Origin of the sequence: Citrobacter sp. B72, from assembly GCF_016894305.1 — a bacterium.
In the GTDB taxonomy this organism is placed as follows: domain Bacteria; phylum Pseudomonadota; class Gammaproteobacteria; order Enterobacterales; family Enterobacteriaceae; genus Citrobacter; species Citrobacter portucalensis.
Map to the genome: position 1 here is coordinate 4,149,044 of NZ_CP069801.1, position 17,563 is coordinate 4,166,606.

Genomic DNA, 17,563 nt, shown 5'->3' on the forward strand with positions numbered 1-17,563 from the left:
TTATTTCCCTCTCGATTTCCTTCTCTGTTTTGTTCATCCCTGATTCCAGTTCATCATTACCAAAACAATGCCACCAATCAGTGCCGCGCATGAAGGTAACAAAACAAAGTGCCGTAAACGTTTGTGGTACAGCATGAGCGAAGTCAGCAGTAATCCTAATACAATCATCACCTTCCATACGTAGACCGACAGGTCGCTATATGCCATCCCGGCAATCAGCATTCCCGGCAGCAGAACACCCCATCCACTGCCCAGCGTACGTTGCAACATGATTTCACCTATGAAATTGATAATGATAACCAATATCATATGATAAAATTTCTCATTTGTCAGCCGTGAAGCACTATCAATTATATGAGTTTTACTTAACGATTGATGACATGAATAATCCAAGGTGATAAATTGCTCACCGGTTAGCTCTTCAACTAAAAACAATAAAAACCTCTGCGAATGATACCCCGTTCGTTATTTGTTTTATTTACCAACACACCTTCGTACATTGCAGATAACTAACAATATTTACCTATGACAGTACAATCCTGGCGAACTCTGCGCACAAAAAAATACCAACTCTCTTTACGACTGTTTCTGCTGCTCAACGCAGTCTCCGCGCTGTTTACGCTTTTTTTCCCACTGTTTACGGTCAAAGCCTTATCAGTACCTACGTTGCTGATGCTGGTGATGAGTACACTGCTGCTGGTATGGCATGGGAAATACGCGGATAAAAGAATTAATCTCCCTTTTATTTCAATCGTTTTTGGCTTGTTATGGGCGTTACATATATTCTTGAAATATAATGCTCTAGGTCAGAATGATTATTATTTCCTGTTAATAGCGCTGCTCAGCGTACTGTTTATTGGCTCTATCGCTTTTGCCAATAATATCATCGCGTTTACGCTCCACTCACTCCCCTCCGTCGCCGTTTGTTTATGGCTTAACGGCAGCGAACATGGTTTGCGGATTTTCTATTTTATGGCGCTGCCTATGGCCGGTATCGCCATCCAGCATGTGATACAAAAGCGCTACGATGGATTCGCTCAGCAACTGATGTACAAACTGCTGGAGGAAAGGGAAACCCTGAACGGGCTCAGCATGCTCGACCCGCTAACCGGTTTGTATAATCGCCGGGGGCTGCAACACCGGCTCGATACGCTGTTGGCTCTGAGTAATTCGAGGCACTTCGTTCTGCTGCTGGATATCGACCATTTCAAATCCTATAACGATCATTACGGACATATGATGGGCGACCAGGCGTTGATCCGTGTTTCTGCCGCCATCCGAGACTCCGTACGCTCCCGGGATGTGGTGGCGCGTTTTGGCGGTGAAGAATTTATGATTTTGCTGACAGCGGTCGATCCACAGCAGGCCCAGGCTGCCGCCGAACGTATCCGCCAAAAAGTGTACGACCTTAAAATCCCTCACATGTTTAATGAGAGCGTGGCAACCAACGTAACCGTCAGTATCGGCATTGCACCTCTGGTAGAACAGGATATTGATGCTGCTATCGCCAAAGCGGATAAAGCCCTTTACGAGGCCAAGAATCTTGGGCGTAACAATACCCTGGTCAGCGATGAGCTGCGGGTAAACTGCCCTTCTACCTGAGCTTTCTGTGCGCTGCCGCTCGGGATGGCGACAAAGATCTTGCCATCGCTCAATGTCAATTATAGGATTAGCAATCATTATCATTAAGATTAACATCCTTATATCGACATGGCTTATCGTTCCGCACCGATCGTTGAAGATGTCATCTGGCGTAGCCATCTCCCCTCAGAGATGCCCTCGCTGGCTGCTGCCGTACGCGCAACGATAGCCAAAACTCGCGAGCACCTGCTGGACTTCATTCGTCTTGACGAAACGCCTGTGCCAGGTGCAATGACGCTGCATGAATGGACGCAACCGGCGACGCTTAGCTCGCTGCTGGCCGTTTATTCAGACCATATCTATCGCAACCAGCCTACGCTACCCCGCGAAAATAAGCCCCTGATTTCTCTTTGGGCGCAATGGTATATCGGCCTGATGATGCCTCCGTTAATGGTGGCCCTACTGACGCAAAAAGAGGCTATCGACGTCTCTCCTGAACATATGCGCGTAGAGTTTCACGAAACGGGCCGTGCGGCCTGCTTCTGGATCGACGTCCATCAGGATCACCAGGCAACAGCTCTGTCCCCTCAACAACGCATGGAAACGCTGATTCTCTCAGCGCTGACGCCGGTTGTGCAGGCGCTGGAAGCGACGGGCGAGATCAACGCGAAGCTTATCTGGAGCAACACCGGATATTTAATTCACTGGTATTTAACGGAAATGAAGCCGTTGCTAGGTGAGGAACTGCTGACCACGCTGCGCCAGACCTGCTTTTTTGAGAAACAACTCTCCTGCGGTCAGGATAACCCTCTGTGGCGAACCGTTGTTCCGCGCGAGGGGCTGTTAGTACGCAGAACCTGCTGCCAACGCTATCGCCTGCCTGACGTTCAGCAATGCGGAGACTGCACGCTGAAGTAAGCGAGGAGCCGTAGCCCCTCGCCAGATATTTATGCAACCTGCTGGTTTTCCTCTTCCATACGCTGCGCTTCTTCTTTTTCCTGCGCCAATAGCTGCTTTTCGTAGACCTTAAAGAATGGGAAGTAGATAACGGCCGACACCAGCGCCAACAGCACCACCAGAATAGCCGCACGATAATCCCAGCCTAATGCCCATGCCGCGCCAACCGGTGCCGGTGCTGTCCAGGGAACCACTGAAATGACCCGCCCAATTAAATCCAGTTTCATCGCCGCCCAGGCCAGTACCGCATTCACCATTGGGGCCATCAGGAAGGGGATAAAAAACACCGGGTTCATGACAATCGGCGTACCAAAAATCACCGGTTCGTTAATATTAAAAATGCTGGGGACTACGCTCAGACGCCCAATCGAGCGTAGATGAGCCGAACGACTACGCAGATAGCAAATCACCAACCCCATCGTTGCACCTGACCCTCCGACCACAATAAAGAACGTCCAGAACGCTTCCATAAAGATATGCGGTAACGGCGCGCCCTGCGCCAGCGCCGACTGGTTCATCCCAAGATTAGTTAGCCAGAACATTTGCAGCATTCCCGACACAATTGCCGCGCCGTGAATACCCGCAAACCACAATAGATGTCCAATCAATACCGCCAGAAGTATCGCCGGGAGAGAATCTGCAGCCGACACCAGTGGTTTAAAGATGGCCATAATGGCCTGAGGGATCAGCATGTCAAACTGCGACTGTATCACCAGACTCAGCGGGTACAGCGTCAGTACTACCACCAGCACCGGGATCAGCAGATCGAAAGAGTTTTTGATCATCGGCGGCACCTGATCGGGTAAACGGATGCCGATGTTGTGCGCCTTCAGGAAGCGCATCATTTCAACACAGTAAATGGCCACCAGGATGGCGGTGAAAATCCCCGTTCCTCCCAGGCTATCAACCGGCATTGTGCCTTTGGTTTTTGGCGCGGCAATCAGCAAAAAAGCCATGATTGATAGCATCGCACACATAAACGGATCTAACTGATGGGACTTCACATAGTGCTTGCCCAGGTTATAAGCAATAGCCGCACATATGTAGACCGACATAATCCCCATCGTCATATCAAACGGTGTGAGGATTTGGCCTTCAAACTGTTTTGCCAGATCCAGCCACGCGCGAGCAAATCCCCAGGTGGTATCCGGAGAAAAAGGCGGATAGGCAAAAACCAGCAGAAAAGAGCCTACAATCATAAAAGGCATCGCCGAAATAAAACCGTCGCGAATGGCCATTACATGTCGTTGTGAAGAGATGCGCCCGGCAACAGGGCTGACGTAATTTTCAACAAAGCGGAAAATCACGTTAAACACAGCATGGTTAGTAGACATAGCCGTTCTCCCGTTGTGCAAAACCCTGCAACCGTGCTGGAATCAACACCACCACGTAAAGCCCATTACTACTTTTCGCAACCGTGCCGGGAGGAACAACAGCACTACCGCTTTTCGAGTTAAGTTTCATAGATGGCTCTTATTATGTGATACAGAGGAAGTGACAACTTCAGTATTAATCGTCATTTCAGCATTCTGCAACCGGTTACTGTAACCGGTTTCTTTGATTGTGAAGACGATCGAAAAACTGCCAATGTTGCTATGTTGTTACAATAAAATATTTACAGTGTGGTTGCCCCTATGACAAATTACATCCTGAAGTTTTCTGCTGTGCAGGGCTATCTGTAAGCGATAGGGAGAGAAGAATGAGTTTGCAATCAGTACGCCAATTCCTGGCGCAACATGCACCAGATATCGAGATCATCGAATTAAACCAGAGCACAGCAACCGTTGATCTGGCAGCAAAAGCCCATAACGTTGAACCTGGCCAAATAGCGAAAACACTTTCGCTAAAGGTGAAGAACGATATCATCCTGGTCGTGGCAAAAGGCGATGCCCGACTGGATAATAAAAAGCTAAAGAGTACGTTCGGTGCCAAAGCCCGAATGTTAAGTAGTGATGAGGTCGTGAACGCGACGGGGCACCCCGTTGGCGGCGTTTGCCCCTTCGGATTAGAAACACCGATATCAGTGTACTGTGATGTTTCTCTGAAGCACTACGCTGAAGTGCTGCCTGCCGCAGGTGCCATCCACAGCGCAGTTCGCATCACGCCTGAAAGGATGGCTGAACTGACTTCTGCCACCTGGGTTGACGTGTGTCAGTAATGTTTCACGCGCTAAACCTGCGACCAAGCCCGGCAAGAAACACGTCAATGTTGTCCGTCATGAAACCGCCTGCATAAAAGGCGCTGGCTCGCCAGCACGCAGATACAACAGGATGTCAGCGGCATCCAATAACCCGGCATCCGAGCTGACCCCCAGTTTGGACATCACATTAAATTTGTGTGCCCGAATGGTTTTGATGTTCCGTTCAAGCTGAACAGCAATCTGTGGCATCGAATAGCCATTCGACATAAAGCGCAGTATTTCTCGTTCTGTCGGACTGAGCATACGGCTTTGATTAATATACCAATGGTTTTTCGTGCCTTCGGTTCCCCGACCAGGGCTGCTTAACGCCGTAAATAACGCGTCCTGCAACACCGTTAACGAAGAAGCTTTACTCACAACGCCATCTAACGGCAAGGGGGACAGGGAACCAATTAAACGCGCTTCAGCATCATCATCGGCAATCACCACACGGCGAATCCGCGGATAATTTATCGCCAGCTCCGTTAAATAGGCCAACCCTGCCCTACGATCGGTTCTGATTGCAGAGAGGGAAAAAATAACTGCCGAAAACGACATCTTTAACATTGCCTGGCTAAAAGCGGGCTGGTTTGAAAAGAGATGAAGTTTATATTGGTCATCCGGCATGGTATTAAATAAACTCTTAATACCCACGCTGCTCATCGTGCACTTTTCTACCAGTGCAACGTTTCTTTTGGTGATTCTGCTTTCCATTCCGTGGTTTCTCCATAAACTGAAGGTAAATTAAGTTCTCGCGATCCTTGAGAACTATTTATCCAGGCATACATTTCTGCATTGCTATTTATCGACAAGCGACGCATAGCGCTATTCTTTTGGGCGCTGATTGTTTTATTACTTTTCTTCAGCAACGCCGCAATCTGGTTAATCCCCCAGCCTTTCCCAAGGAGGCGCAATACTTTTCTTTCAGAGAGAGTGAGAACGATAGATCGTGCGCTATGGTCTAACAATTGCGGCATAGCAGGCGGAAAGAGCAGCGCCTTGCTTATTCTCTCTGCTCGTGTATTTCCTGCGTGAATGACATTCACTAAACTTTCAATCGGCTCGGCGTCAGAGAGCAGCGAACTGACAGGACACATCAGTAGTTCAACAGCCAGAGGATAAAAAATACGAGATACGAGAAATACCCAATGAATATCACGGTATTGAGATAATAAAGAATAATATTGTTCGCAAACTGAACGTGGATGATTGCAGTCTCCGGTTAAATCAGCAATTACCAAATCAGCACACCGTAGCTGTAATAACGTCAGTTCTTCAACAGAACGACAGTAGGTAAGTTCGTAATCGGCGAACTGCGCTTGCATTACGCCTTTAAGCCCAGTTTGTATAATCGGTGATTTACTAATAATAATTGCGTTTTTGCAGCGTCCTGGCAACATATCCCCTCCACACTCACCAGTCCGCAATCGTACTTAATTAAATTCTCCCGGATAGATTAATAATCTTAACTCACAGGAGAATACTCCGAACAATAAGCGGGGTGAATTGTTATCCTTGGTATTTATTTCAAAAAGTATTGACGGCACCATCCAAATAGCGCCAAATTTTAAGCTATTATTGCACAATTACGTATAAATACATTATCTGTACAATTATAATAACTACAATAGATCGTTAGCATGGCTTACGTATTTGCCATCCGGGAAAATAACGCTACATTTCAATCATGTCTCCCCCTCGTACCTTAGCGAACGGGAGCGTTAAGATGCCACAACCGTATTACCTGTGTCTTTTTTCGACACAAAGATTGATCTTAGCCAGAGCCAGCGGGCTCATGCTTCATGATAAAAAGAAGACATTCGTCACTCAAAGAGATCCTTTTCAGTCAGAGCGAGCCATGCAAACAGAGCAGTCGTCACAGCGAACGGTTACACGGTTATGTATTCAATGCGGACTTTTTTTACTTCAGCATGGGGCAGAAAGCGCTCTGGTTGACGAGTTATCCACCCGCCTCGGGCTGGCACTTGGCATGGATAGCGTAGAAAGCGCCATCTCCTCTAACGCTATCGTCCTGACCACCATTAAAGACGGGCAATGCCTGACATCAACGCGAAAAAATCAGGATCGCGGCATTAATATGCACGTCGTGACGGAAGTGCAGCACATTGTCATTTTGGCGGAACATAAACTGCTGGATATTAAAGGGGTAGAGAAACGCTTTAGCCAGATTAAGCCGCTACGCTATCCAAGATGGCTGGTCGCCTTCATGGTCGGCTTGTCCTGCGCCTGCTTTTGTAAGCTCAATAACGGCGGATGGGATGGTGCGGTGATCACTTTTTTCGCCAGCATGGTGGCAATGTATATCCGTCAGATTCTGGCATCCCGGCATTTGCACCCACAAATCAACTTTTGCATCACCGCGTTTGTGGCGACAACGATTTCTGGTCTGCTGCTAACGCTACCGACATTTAACCACACCCCAACCATCGCCATGGCTGCCAGCGTGCTGCTGCTGGTTCCGGGCTTTCCGCTGATCAACTCCGTCGCGGATATGTTTAAGGGACACATTAATACCGGGCTCGCCCGCTGGGCAATTGCCAGTTTGCTGACATTGGCAACCTGCATTGGCGTAGTCATGTCGATGACCTTATGGGGGCTGCGCGGATGGGCGTGATCGATTTCATATTGGCGTTAATGCAGGACATGATCCTGTCGGCAATCCCGGCGGTAGGCTTTGCCATGGTATTTAATGTCCCTCATCGGGCGCTCCCCTGGTGTGCGGTACTCGGCGCGCTCGGCCACGGTTCGCGAATGGTAATGATGAGCGCAGGATTTAATATCGAATGGTCAACCTTTATGGCGTCGCTGCTGGTCGGCTGCATTGGGATCCAGTGGTCGCGTTGGTATCTGGCGCATCCGAAAGTCTTTACCGTTGCGGCAGTGATCCCGATGTTCCCTGGGATCTCCGCCTACACCGCCATGATCTCGGCGGTAAAAATCGGTCATTTTGGCTACAGCGAAGCGCTGATGATCACCCTGCTGACCAATTTCCTGAAAGCCTCATCGATTGTCGGTGCGCTCTCCATCGGGCTATCCGTGCCAGGATTATGGCTGTATCGCAAACGCCCACGCGTTTGACGGTGCACTTTCTTTAATACCATGCAGAGAGGGGAATCTCCCCCCTCATCTGCTGCTCTCCTTCTTCTCTGTGTTACTATAAAAGCAGTCCCCTTCTCGGTTGTTGTTCAGTATTGAGAAACATTATGCCCTGCAAAATTTTGACGCCAGACGTCACTAGCATTGACGCCTTACTACACGATCACCACGCCGTGCTGGCCAAGTCTGCGGGTGGCGCCGTAGCCGTATTCGCTAACAATGCACCAGCATTTTACGCGGTGACGCCTGCGAGACTGGCTGAGCTGTTGGCGCTTGAGGAGAAACTGTCACGCCCGGGAAGCGATGTGACATTAGATGATCAATTTTATGAAGAGCCGCAAGCCGCTCCCGTTGCCGTACCAATGGGGAAATTTGCGATGTACGCTGCCTGGCAGCCTGATGCCGACTTTCAGCGTCAGGCTGCTTTATGGGGTGTAGCGTTGAGAGAGCCGGTTACTGCTGAAGAGCTGGCCTCATTTGTTGCCTACTGGCAGGCTGAAGGAAAAGTCTTTCACCATATTCAGTGGCAGCAAAAACTGGCGCGCAGCATTCAGATTGGACGGGCCAGCAATGGCGGAATGCCAAAGCGCGATGTGAACAGCGTCAGTGAACCTGACAGCCACATTCCACCGGGTTTTAGAGGATAACGATGAAAAACGTTGGCGACCTGATGAAACGTCTGCAAAAAATGATGCCACCTAATGTCGAGCCCGCATTTAAAACGGGCGAAGAACTGCTGGCATGGCAAAAAGAGCAAGGTGAAATTCGTGCCGCAGCGCTGGCCCGCGAAAACCGGGCTATGAAAATGCAGCGCACATTCAACCGTTCCGGTATCCGTCCGCTGCATCAGAACTGTTCGTTCGAAAACTATCGGGTAGAGTGCGAAGGTCAGATGAACGCCCTGAGCAAAGCCCGCCAGTATGTTGAAGAGTTTGACGGCAACATCGCCAGCTTTATCTTCTCCGGCAAACCCGGCACCGGCAAAAACCATTTAGCCGCCGCCATCTGCAACGAACTGCTACTGCGCGGCAAGTCGGTATTGATCATTACCGTGGCCGATATCATGTCGGCGATGAAAGAAACGTTCAGTAATCGTGAAACCAGCGAAGAACAGTTGCTCAACGATCTGAGCAATGTGGATCTGCTGGTGATCGATGAGATCGGCATGCAGACCGAATCGCGCTATGAAAAAGTGATTATCAATCAGATCGTCGATCGCCGTTCATCCTCAAAACGTCCGACCGGCATGTTAACTAACAGCAATATGGATGAAATGAACAAGCTGCTGGGTGAGCGCGTGATGGATCGTATGCGCCTTGGCAACAGTCTGTGGGTCATTTTTAACTGGGAAAGCTACCGTAGTCGGGTAACCGGGAAAGAGTATTAAGGTATTAGGACCACTCCTAAGACTGCCAGCGCTATACTGCGCTGAAAAGGCATAACACGAGTTGCATATAATGATGAAAACTACCAAACGTCTGCTGTGCTGTGCGCTTGCCGCCAGCACGCTCATCTCCACCAGCGTTTTCGCCGCCTCCTGGCAGGATTCGCTCTCCAGCGCGGCCAGTGAGCTGAGCAAACAAAGCTCCGGCTCGCAAAGCAGCTCGTCGCTCTCTTCCCTGACCAGCCTGCTGAATGGCAGCAATCAGTCACTGACCTCAAGCAGCATGAATAACGCAGCCGGGATCCTTGAATATTGCGCGAAACAGAAGCTGGCTTCGGTCACCGACGCGCAAAACGTCAAAAACCAGGTACTGGATAAACTGGGACTCAGCGCACCTGAGCAGAAGCAAGACACCAACTATATGGACGGTATTCAGGGGCTGCTCAACGCCAAAGATGGTCAACAGCTGGACCTGAACACAATTGGCAATAGCTCGCTGGCGAAGCAGGTAAAAACCAAGGCCTGCGATCTGGTGTTAAAACAGGGCATGAACTTCATTTCCTGACGCACGACATGCCGCGTATAACCTGCGCGGCATCTATTTGTTTTCGACAATACATTCACATTCCAAATAAACAGTCTTTCCCCACAAAAACGCGCATATCTAAACCAATTCTGAATAACAACGTAATTTAATGTCACTACAATTGCAGCAATGTAACAACGCTATTACATTGTTCTCTCACCAAATGATTAGCCTGCCAGGCAATTGCCCGGTTTACTGAGGATCGACCGTTGTCAGAATTAATCTCCATCACTCTGTTTCTCGCTTCAGTGCTGATTTATGCCTGGAAAGCGGGTCGCAACACCTGGTGGTTTGCCGCCACGTTAACGGTGCTGGGGATTTTTATTGTCTTGAATATCACGCTTTATGCCAGTGACTATTTCACCGGCGACGGGATCAATGACGCGGTTCTCTATACGCTGACCAACAGCCTGACCGGCGCGGGTATCGGCAAATATATTCTGCCGGGCGTTGGGATCGCGCTGGCGCTGACGACCGTTTTTGTCGCTCTCGGCTGGATCCTACGCCGCCGTCGCCATCATCCACATCATGTGGGTTACAGTCTGCTGGCCCTGCTGCTGGCGCTGGCCTCCGTTGACGCCAGCCCGGCATTTCATCAGATAACCGAACTCGTGAAGTCGCAGTCACGCGATGGCGATCCGGATTTCCCGACGTATTATAAAGAGCCATCGAAAACCATTCCCAATCCGAAGCTGAACCTGGTGTATATCTACGGTGAGAGCCTCGAACGCACCTATTTTAATAACGACGCATTCCCGGATCTGACCCCGGAACTCGGCGCGTTGAAAAACGAAGGTCTGGATTTCAGCAACACCATGCAGCTGCCGGGTACGGATTACACCATCGCGGGCATGGTCGCCTCCCAGTGCGGAATTCCGCTGTTTGCGCCGTTTGAAGGCAACGCCTCTGCGTCGGTTTCAAGTTTCTTCCCTAACAATATTTGTCTGGGCGATATCCTGAAAAACTCCGGCTATCAGAACTACTTTGTGCAGGGTGCCAACCTGCGCTTTGCTGGCAAAGACGTGTTCCTGAAATCTCACGGCTTTGACCATCTGTATGGTGCGGAAGAGTTAAAAAGCGTGGTGGCGGACCCGACCTATCGTAACGACTGGGGCTTCTACGACGATACCGTGCTGGACGAAGCGTGGAAAAAATTCGAAGAGCTTTCGCGCTCGGGCCAGCGTTTTTCACTGTTTACCCTGACCGTGGATACCCATCATCCGGATGGATTTATCTCCCGTAGCTGCAACCGTAAACGTTATGACATCGACGGGAAGGCCAACCAATCGTTCAGCGCGGTCAGCTGCAGCCAGGAAAACATTGCCGAATTTATCAATAAAATCAAAGCATCGCCGTGGTTTAAAGATACCGTTATCGTGGTGTCTTCCGATCATCTGGCGATGAACAACACCGCATGGAAGTATCTGAACAAGCAGGACCGCAACAACCTGTTCTTCGTACTGCGCGGCGATCAACCTCAACAGGACACGCTGGCGGTAAAGCGTAACACGATGGATAACGGCGCAACGGTACTGGATATTCTCGGCGGCGATAACTTTATCGGCCTTGGCCGCAGCAGCTTGTCGAGCGAATCCGTCTCGGAAGTGTTCCTGAACATCAAAGAAAAAATGCTGGCGTGGAAGCCCGATATCATTCGCCTGTGGAATTTCCCGAAAGAGATGAAAGAGTTCACCGTCGACCAGGACAAAAATATGATCTCTTTCTCCGGCAGTCATTTCCGCCTGCCCCTGCTGCTGCGCGTATCGGACAAACGCGTCGAGCCGCTGCCGGAAAGCGAATACTCGGCCCCGCTGCGCTTCCAACTGGCAGATTTCGCCCCACGCGATAACTTCGTCTGGGTCGATCGCTGCTACAAAATGGCACAACTGTGGGCGCCGGAGCTGGCACTCTCTACCGATTGGTGCGTATCACAGGGGCAACTGGGCGGACAGCAAATCGTACAGCACGTCGATAAAGCCAAGTGGAAAAGTAAAACCGTATTTAAAGACACGGTAATCGACATGGAGCGCTATAAAGGTAACGTCGATACGCTGAAAATTGTCGATAACGACATTCGCTACAAAGCAGATAGCTTCGTTTTCAACGTGGCGGGCGCGCCGGAAGAGGTCAAACAGTTTAGCGGCATTTCACGCCCCGAATCCTGGGGACGCTGGTCCAATGCGCAGCTCAGCGAAGAAGTAACGATTGAGTACAAAGCCCCGCTACCGAAGAAATTTGATCTGGTCATTACCGCGAAAGCCTTCGGTGACAATGCCAATCGTCCGATCCCCGTGCGCGTTGGCAACGAGGAGCAGACGCTGGTGTTAGGCCATGACGTCAGCACCACCACCTTACATTTTGATAACCCGGCGGATGCCGATACGCTGGTAATTGTTCCACCCGATCCGGTCGCCACCAACGAGGGCAATATTCTCGGTCACTCACCGCGTAAGCTGGGGATCGGGATGGTTGAAATCAAAGTAGTGGCTCAGGGTTCGTAACATGAAAGGCCTGATAGCGCTTTGCTTATCAGGCCTATCGTGAACCGAATGTATTGTCTGAAAAAAAACAGCGCCCAACACCACACCGGGCGCTGCATGGCAACCTTATTCCAGACCGTTCACCGTCTGGCGCATACCCTGTACCAGAATCATCTCCAGATTGGCCGTCACCTGCCCGGCAAGGCCAGGTAGCAACGTCAAATCCTCTCCCCAGTGCGTCGCATCGCCAAGCACGGCATCCACCAGTTCACGCAGCGTTAAATCATTGCCTACTCGCGGCCACAGGCTGGCATACAGGCTTACCCACTGTTCATCATCCTGTATCGGATAGCGTTCCCCGTCGCGCTCTGCACGATAAAACGCCATCAGCGCAGCGAGGGCAAACGTTAACCGCACGGGCCAGCGCCCATTGTGCTGACCCGCCAGCAGCTGCGGCAAAATTCGGGTGCGGAATTTGGTCATCCCATTAAGCGCAATGGAAAGCAACTGGTGGCGAATGTAGGGGTTCTGAAAACGCCCGCTCACCGCGTCGGCAAATTCACGCAATTCGTCCGCCGGGAGATCCAACACCGGAATAATCTCCTCACTAATCGCCCGCTCGACAAAGCGGCGGACATCAGCATCCCGCATCGCCTCGCCAACGGTCTCCAGCCCGCACAGCCACGCGACCGGCACCAGAGCCGTATGCGCACCATTGAGGATAGCGACCTTGCGCTCTTTGTACGGTTTGATATCACTCACCACACGGATATTCAGCGGACACTGCGCCAGCTTCAGCTCCTCTGCCAGCCACTGCGGTCCCTGGATCACAAACAGGTAAAAATGCTCCGCGGTATCGAGAAACGCATCGTGATAGCCTAGCGTAGCCTCCAGCGCAGCGGCTTCTTCGCGCGGATAGCCGGTGACAATACGGTCGACCAGCGTGGAACAGAACGTGTTTGCCGTCTCCACCCAGTCGGCAAATGCCGGAGGAAGTTGCCACTCCTGCGCATACCGCAGCACCAGGGTTTTGAGCGCCTCACCGTTATAGTCGATAAGCTCGCACGGGATAATTACCCAGCCCTTATCCACCGCGCCCGCAAAGTGGTTAAAGCGCTCCAGCAGCAGGCGTGTCAGCTTGGCCGGAAAACTCACCGGCGGCGCGTCATCCACACGGTCCGCTGCGTGATAGCTAATTCCGGCTTCGGTGGTATTCGAAAACACAAAACGGATGTCCGCATTGTGCGCCAGCGCCAGATACGCCGCGAAATCCTGATACGGGTTGATTTCGTTATTCACCGAACGGATAAGCCGTGCCTCACTCACTGCCTCACCCTGCTCGTTAAGCCCGCGTATCAGCGTGGTATACAGCCCGTCCTGGGTATTCAGCGACGGCGGAAAATCGGTATTGATCGGGCGAACGATGGTCACGCCAGCGTTCAGATCGGTTTGCTCGTTGAGGATATCCAGTTGCCAGTCAACAAACGCCCGCAGGAAGTTACCTTCACCAAACTGGATCACGCGCGTTGGGTAGCTGGCCCCCGGAAAATCACGTCGATTCAATGTCTTCATCGCATTTCCCCTCTCAGAACGTGATCACGCCTTTAATCAGCTCACGGTTGTTAATCACATCCCGTTCGTAGATTTCTGCCAGTGTGGCAAACGCGTAACGGTGCGTGAGCATCATGTCGGCGGTAAGTTTGCCTTCCGACATTAAACGGCCCACTTTGGCGAAATCTTCCGGCGTGGCGTTGCGACTGCCCATCATGGTGGTCTCTTTCTTGTGGAACTCAGGATCAGAGAACTGCAAATCGCCTTTGAACAGCCCAACGAAAACGATGCTGCCGCCATGGCGAATCAAATTCACCGTGTTGTTCATCGCATGCTGATTCCCCGTGGCATCAATAACCTTTTGCGCCAACGAACCGCCAAACTGGTCACGCAACTGCGTATCAAAATCTTCAGCGGATGGGTCGATAACCGGGAGTCCCAACCGGGAAGACACGTGCTCCCGGCGTGCTGGACTGGTATCGGCGACCACCACCTGTGCGCCATCGGCTTTGGCAATCGCTGCCGCCCCCAGACCAATCGGACCCGCGCCGACCACCAGCACCTGCTCACCCGGAGCCACCGCCGCCCGGCGTACCGCATGAGCGCTGATAGCGTAAGGCTCAATCAGCGCCGCCGCCTGCGGGTCAATCCCCTGCGCATCCAGCAGGTTGGTCACCGGAACGGACAGATATTCACTGAAACCGCCATCCTGGTGCACGCCAATCACTGAAATCTTCTCGCAGCAGTTGGTGCGCCCGCTCAGGCATGCCGGACACTGCTGGCAGGCCACGTAAGGAATAACCGCCACCTGCTGACCATTTTTCAGATTCTGTATATTCTTACCCAGACCGACAATTTCCCCACATATTTCATGCCCTAATACACGCGGGTAGCTGAAAAAAGGTTGATTGCCACCCCAGGCATGAATATCGGTACCACAAATTCCTACCGACTTAATTTTAATTAATGCTTCACCCTCACCCGGAATAGGTATTTCACGCTCTTTCCAGACTAATTTTTTAGGTTCCTGGCAAATCAACGTATTCATCGTAGACATGATTCTGCTCTCCTGTTTTTTTGTTGCCTCAGATATCAACGAAAATAAAAATGACGGAGAAAGCAGAAACACAATCTGTGAATTCCAGCGCATAAAAATGTTTTAAATCGGGTTTTAATAGATAAAAAGGAGAAGCCATGAGCCGTTCGCAGAACTTACGCCACAATGTGATTAACCAGATAATCGATGATATGGCGCGTGGTCATATCCCTTCCCCACTCCCCTCACAAAGCGCACTGGCGGAGATGTACAACATCAGCCGCACCACCGTGCGCCATATGCTGAGCCACTTAAGCGAGTGCGGCGTTCTGACCCAAGTCGGCAGCCACTATGTCATCGTGCGAAAACCCGATCATGACGATGGTTTTGCCTGCACCAACGCCTCCATGACCGAGCAAAACCGGATTTTTGAACAGGCGTTTTTCACCATGATCAACCAGCGACAGCTGCGTGCAGGCGAGAGCTTCTCCGAACTGCAGCTTGCCAGAGCCGCAGGCGTCAGCCCGGTGGTAGTGCGGGAATATCTTTTAAAATTCGAACGTTACAACCTGATTAAAAACGAAAAACGCGGTCAGTGGAGCATGAAGCAGTTCGATCAGGCCTATGCGGAACAGCTGTTTGAACTCAGAGAGATGCTGGAAACGCATTCTCTGCAGCATTTTCTCAATCTGCCGGACGATGACCCGCGTTGGTTGCAGGCTAAAACGCTGCTGGAGCGCCATCGGATCCTGCGCGACAGCATTGGCAGCAGCTTTCGCATGTTCTCGCAGTTAGATCGTGAGTTCCATGCTTTGCTACTCTCTGCTGCCGATAATGTATTTTTTAATCAATCACTTGAAATCATCTCCGTGATTTTCCACTTCCACTATCAGTGGGATGAGAGCGACCTCAAGCAGCGTAACATCATTGCCATTGATGAGCACATGACCATCCTCAGCGCGCTGATATGTCGCAGCGACCTGGATGCCACCCTGGCGCTCTGTAACCATTTGAATTCAGCCAAACAATCGATGATTCGCTCCATCAACCAGGGTTGTAACGTCGCTCATTAAGTACCGATAAAAAACAGCAAATCATTACCGGGAGCACGATTTTATAAAAATAAAAACGCCTGAAAAATACCTCTTGCCTATGCTCACGCTAAGTCGACTGCATTAAAAATTTTTGTGAGCGGTGATGAGCAAATTGATTCATCACTGGTATTTTTTCAATACTGCACAGTCCTGCTGTGTGAAAAATAAATTATTGAGGTTCAGGAGTCCGGCGTGGAAAAAAATAATATTACCCTCGACCCAAGTTCTTCGTTTGGCACGTCGTCATCTGCGGATATTAATGTTCCGCCTGAGGGCATGGTGCAACGCAGTAGCCGAATTAAACGTATCCAGACCACAGCAATGATTTTATTATTTTTTGCTGCGGTGATTAATTACCTCGACCGCAGCTCACTGTCTGTCGCCAACTTAACGATTCGTGAAGAACTGGGGCTGAGCGCCACGCAAATCGGCGTGCTGCTGTCGGTATTCTCTCTCGCTTACGGTATTGCGCAACTGCCCTGCGGTCCGCTGCTGGATCGCAAAGGTCCGCGCATTATGCTGGGATTGGGGATGTTCTTCTGGTCGCTGTTTCAGGCGCTGTCCGGCATGGTGCACAGCTTCACCCAGTTTGTGTTGGTGCGTATCGGGATGGGGATCGGCGAAGCGCCAATGAACCCGTGCGGCGTAAAGGTCATCAACGACTGGTTTAACATCAAAGAGCGCGGCCGCCCGATGGGATTATTCAACGCCGCCTCCACCATCGGGGTTGTCATTAGCCCGCCGATTCTGGCTGCCATGATGCTGGTAATGGGCTGGCGCTGGATGTTCATCACCATTGGCGTGCTGGGTATTTTCCTCGCCATCGGCTGGTACATGCTGTATCGCAACCGCGAGCAAATTGAGCTGAGCGCCACGGAACAAGCGTACCTGAACGCCGGTAGCGTCAATGCCCGCCGCGATCCGCTGAGCTTTGCCGAATGGCGCAGCCTGTTCCGCAACCGTACCATGTGGGGCATGATGCTGGGCTTTAGCGGCATCAACTATACCGCATGGCTATACCTGGCCTGGCTGCCGGGCTACCTGCAAACCTCCTACAACCTGGATTTAAAAAGCACCGGATTAATGGCGGCGATCCCGTTCCTGTTTGGCGCAGCCGGCATGCTGATTAACGGTTTTGTCACCGACTGGCTGGTGAAAGGCGGTATGGCACCGATTAAGAGCCGTAAGATTTGTATTATCGCCGGGATGTTCTGCTCCGCAGCCTTCACCTTCGTCGTGCCGCAGGCCACAACGTCAATGACCGCCGTGTTACTGATCGGTATGGCGCTGTTCTGTATCCACTTCGCAGGTACCTCGTGCTGGGGTCTGATCCACGTCGCCGTCGCCTCACGTATGACCGCTTCCGTGGGTAGTATCCAGAACTTTGCCAGCTTTATCTGCGCGTCGTTCGCACCGATCGTCACCGGTTTTATTGTTGATACCACCAACTCTTTCCGCCTGGCGCTGATCATCTGCGGCTGCGTCACCATGGTGGGTGCCCTCGCCTACATCTTCCTGGTTCGCCAACCCATCAGCGATCCGCGTAAAGATTAATCCTCCAGATGCCCGATAACACCGCGTTTATCGGGCATGTTATG

The 17,563-nt window shown here is 51.1% G+C and carries 17 protein-coding genes; 11 read left to right on the plus strand and 6 right to left on the minus strand.

Translation table 11 applies throughout. The features are described 5' to 3' along the window. Positions 1–33: 33 nt before the first annotated feature. Positions 34–270, minus strand: coding sequence for a DUF1435 domain-containing protein (locus JQN59_RS19835; protein ID WP_003019100.1), 237 nt, complete (start codon positions 268–270; stop codon positions 34–36). A 255-nt stretch (positions 271–525) separates the two neighbouring features. On the opposite strand from JQN59_RS19835, the gene JQN59_RS19840 reads away from it, so the two are divergent. Continuing rightward, positions 526–1,602: a diguanylate cyclase gene (locus JQN59_RS19840; RefSeq protein WP_048214997.1), complete on the plus strand. Its 1,077-nt coding sequence runs from the start codon at positions 526–528 to the stop codon at positions 1,600–1,602. Between the two features lie 108 nt (positions 1,603–1,710). After that, positions 1,711–2,499 (plus strand): siderophore-iron reductase FhuF, encoded by a 789-nt coding sequence (fhuF, locus tag JQN59_RS19845; protein ID WP_032942310.1) that lies wholly within the window; start codon positions 1,711–1,713, stop codon positions 2,497–2,499. 29 nt (positions 2,500–2,528) lie between these two features. Here fhuF and JQN59_RS19850 read toward each other — a convergent pair whose 3' ends face one another. Further along, a complete protein-coding gene (locus JQN59_RS19850; protein WP_149607592.1) occupies positions 2,529–3,872 on the minus strand; it encodes a PTS sugar transporter subunit IIC in 1,344 nt (447 codons plus the stop codon). A 365-nt stretch (positions 3,873–4,237) separates the two neighbouring features. Here JQN59_RS19850 and JQN59_RS19855 point away from each other — a divergent pair, with 365 nt between their 5' ends. Next, positions 4,238–4,696, plus strand: a complete 459-nt coding sequence (locus JQN59_RS19855) for a YbaK/EbsC family protein (RefSeq protein WP_003830001.1) — start codon at positions 4,238–4,240, stop codon at positions 4,694–4,696. 57 nt (positions 4,697–4,753) lie between these two features. Here the strand turns inward: JQN59_RS19855 and bglJ are convergent, their stop codons facing one another. Beyond that, positions 4,754–5,431 carry a DNA-binding transcriptional activator BglJ gene (gene bglJ, locus JQN59_RS19860; protein WP_103014420.1) on the minus strand — a complete coding sequence of 226 codons (678 nt, stop codon included), beginning with the start codon at positions 5,429–5,431 and terminating at the stop codon, positions 4,754–4,756. Beyond that, on the minus strand, positions 5,392–6,117 hold the full coding sequence (locus tag JQN59_RS19865; protein ID WP_103014421.1) for a helix-turn-helix transcriptional regulator: 726 nt from the start codon (positions 6,115–6,117) through the stop codon (positions 5,392–5,394). The genes bglJ and JQN59_RS19865 overlap by 40 nt, the downstream gene beginning before the upstream one ends. A gap of 458 nt (positions 6,118–6,575) precedes the next feature. Here JQN59_RS19865 and JQN59_RS19870 point away from each other — a divergent pair, with 458 nt between their 5' ends. From JQN59_RS19870 to opgB, 6 genes are all read left to right on the plus strand, one after another. Then, positions 6,576–7,352: a threonine/serine ThrE exporter family protein gene (locus JQN59_RS19870; protein ID WP_003830006.1), complete on the plus strand. Its 777-nt coding sequence runs from the start codon at positions 6,576–6,578 to the stop codon at positions 7,350–7,352. Then, the gene (locus tag JQN59_RS19875; protein WP_048215002.1) at positions 7,343–7,816 is read left to right on the plus strand and encodes a threonine/serine exporter; all 474 of its coding nucleotides are present in this window, start codon (positions 7,343–7,345) and stop codon (positions 7,814–7,816) included. The genes JQN59_RS19870 and JQN59_RS19875 overlap by 10 nt, the downstream gene beginning before the upstream one ends. 125 nt (positions 7,817–7,941) lie before the next feature. Further along, positions 7,942–8,481: a primosomal protein DnaT gene (gene dnaT, locus JQN59_RS19880; protein ID WP_008786116.1), complete on the plus strand. Its 540-nt coding sequence runs from the start codon at positions 7,942–7,944 to the stop codon at positions 8,479–8,481. Positions 8,482–8,483: 2 nt separating this feature from the next. Then, complete coding sequence (gene dnaC / locus JQN59_RS19885; RefSeq protein WP_003019133.1) at positions 8,484–9,221, plus strand: DNA replication protein DnaC; 738 nt, start codon at positions 8,484–8,486, stop codon at positions 9,219–9,221. A 70-nt stretch (positions 9,222–9,291) separates the two neighbouring features. After that, positions 9,292–9,783 (plus strand): DUF2501 domain-containing protein, encoded by a 492-nt coding sequence (locus JQN59_RS19890; RefSeq protein ID WP_008786115.1) that lies wholly within the window; start codon positions 9,292–9,294, stop codon positions 9,781–9,783. Positions 9,784–10,013: 230 nt separating this feature from the next. After that, on the plus strand, positions 10,014–12,305 hold the full coding sequence (gene opgB, locus JQN59_RS19895; RefSeq protein ID WP_008786114.1) for a phosphatidylglycerol--membrane-oligosaccharide glycerophosphotransferase: 2,292 nt from the start codon (positions 10,014–10,016) through the stop codon (positions 12,303–12,305). Between the two features lie 105 nt (positions 12,306–12,410). Here opgB and JQN59_RS19900 read toward each other — a convergent pair whose 3' ends face one another. Together JQN59_RS19900 and JQN59_RS19905 are read right to left on the minus strand one after the other, a co-directional pair. Beyond that, positions 12,411–13,856: a tagaturonate reductase gene (locus JQN59_RS19900; RefSeq protein ID WP_149607591.1), complete on the minus strand. Its 1,446-nt coding sequence runs from the start codon at positions 13,854–13,856 to the stop codon at positions 12,411–12,413. Between the two features lie 13 nt (positions 13,857–13,869). After that, positions 13,870–14,892, minus strand: coding sequence for a zinc-binding alcohol dehydrogenase family protein (locus JQN59_RS19905; protein WP_048215005.1), 1,023 nt, complete (start codon positions 14,890–14,892; stop codon positions 13,870–13,872). 137 nt (positions 14,893–15,029) lie between these two features. On the opposite strand from JQN59_RS19905, the gene JQN59_RS19910 reads away from it, so the two are divergent. Next, complete coding sequence (locus JQN59_RS19910; protein WP_149607590.1) at positions 15,030–15,944, plus strand: GntR family transcriptional regulator; 915 nt, start codon at positions 15,030–15,032, stop codon at positions 15,942–15,944. A gap of 213 nt (positions 15,945–16,157) precedes the next feature. Beyond that, a complete protein-coding gene (locus JQN59_RS19915; protein ID WP_204528147.1) occupies positions 16,158–17,519 on the plus strand; it encodes an MFS transporter in 1,362 nt (453 codons plus the stop codon). Positions 17,520–17,563 lie beyond the last annotated feature (44 nt).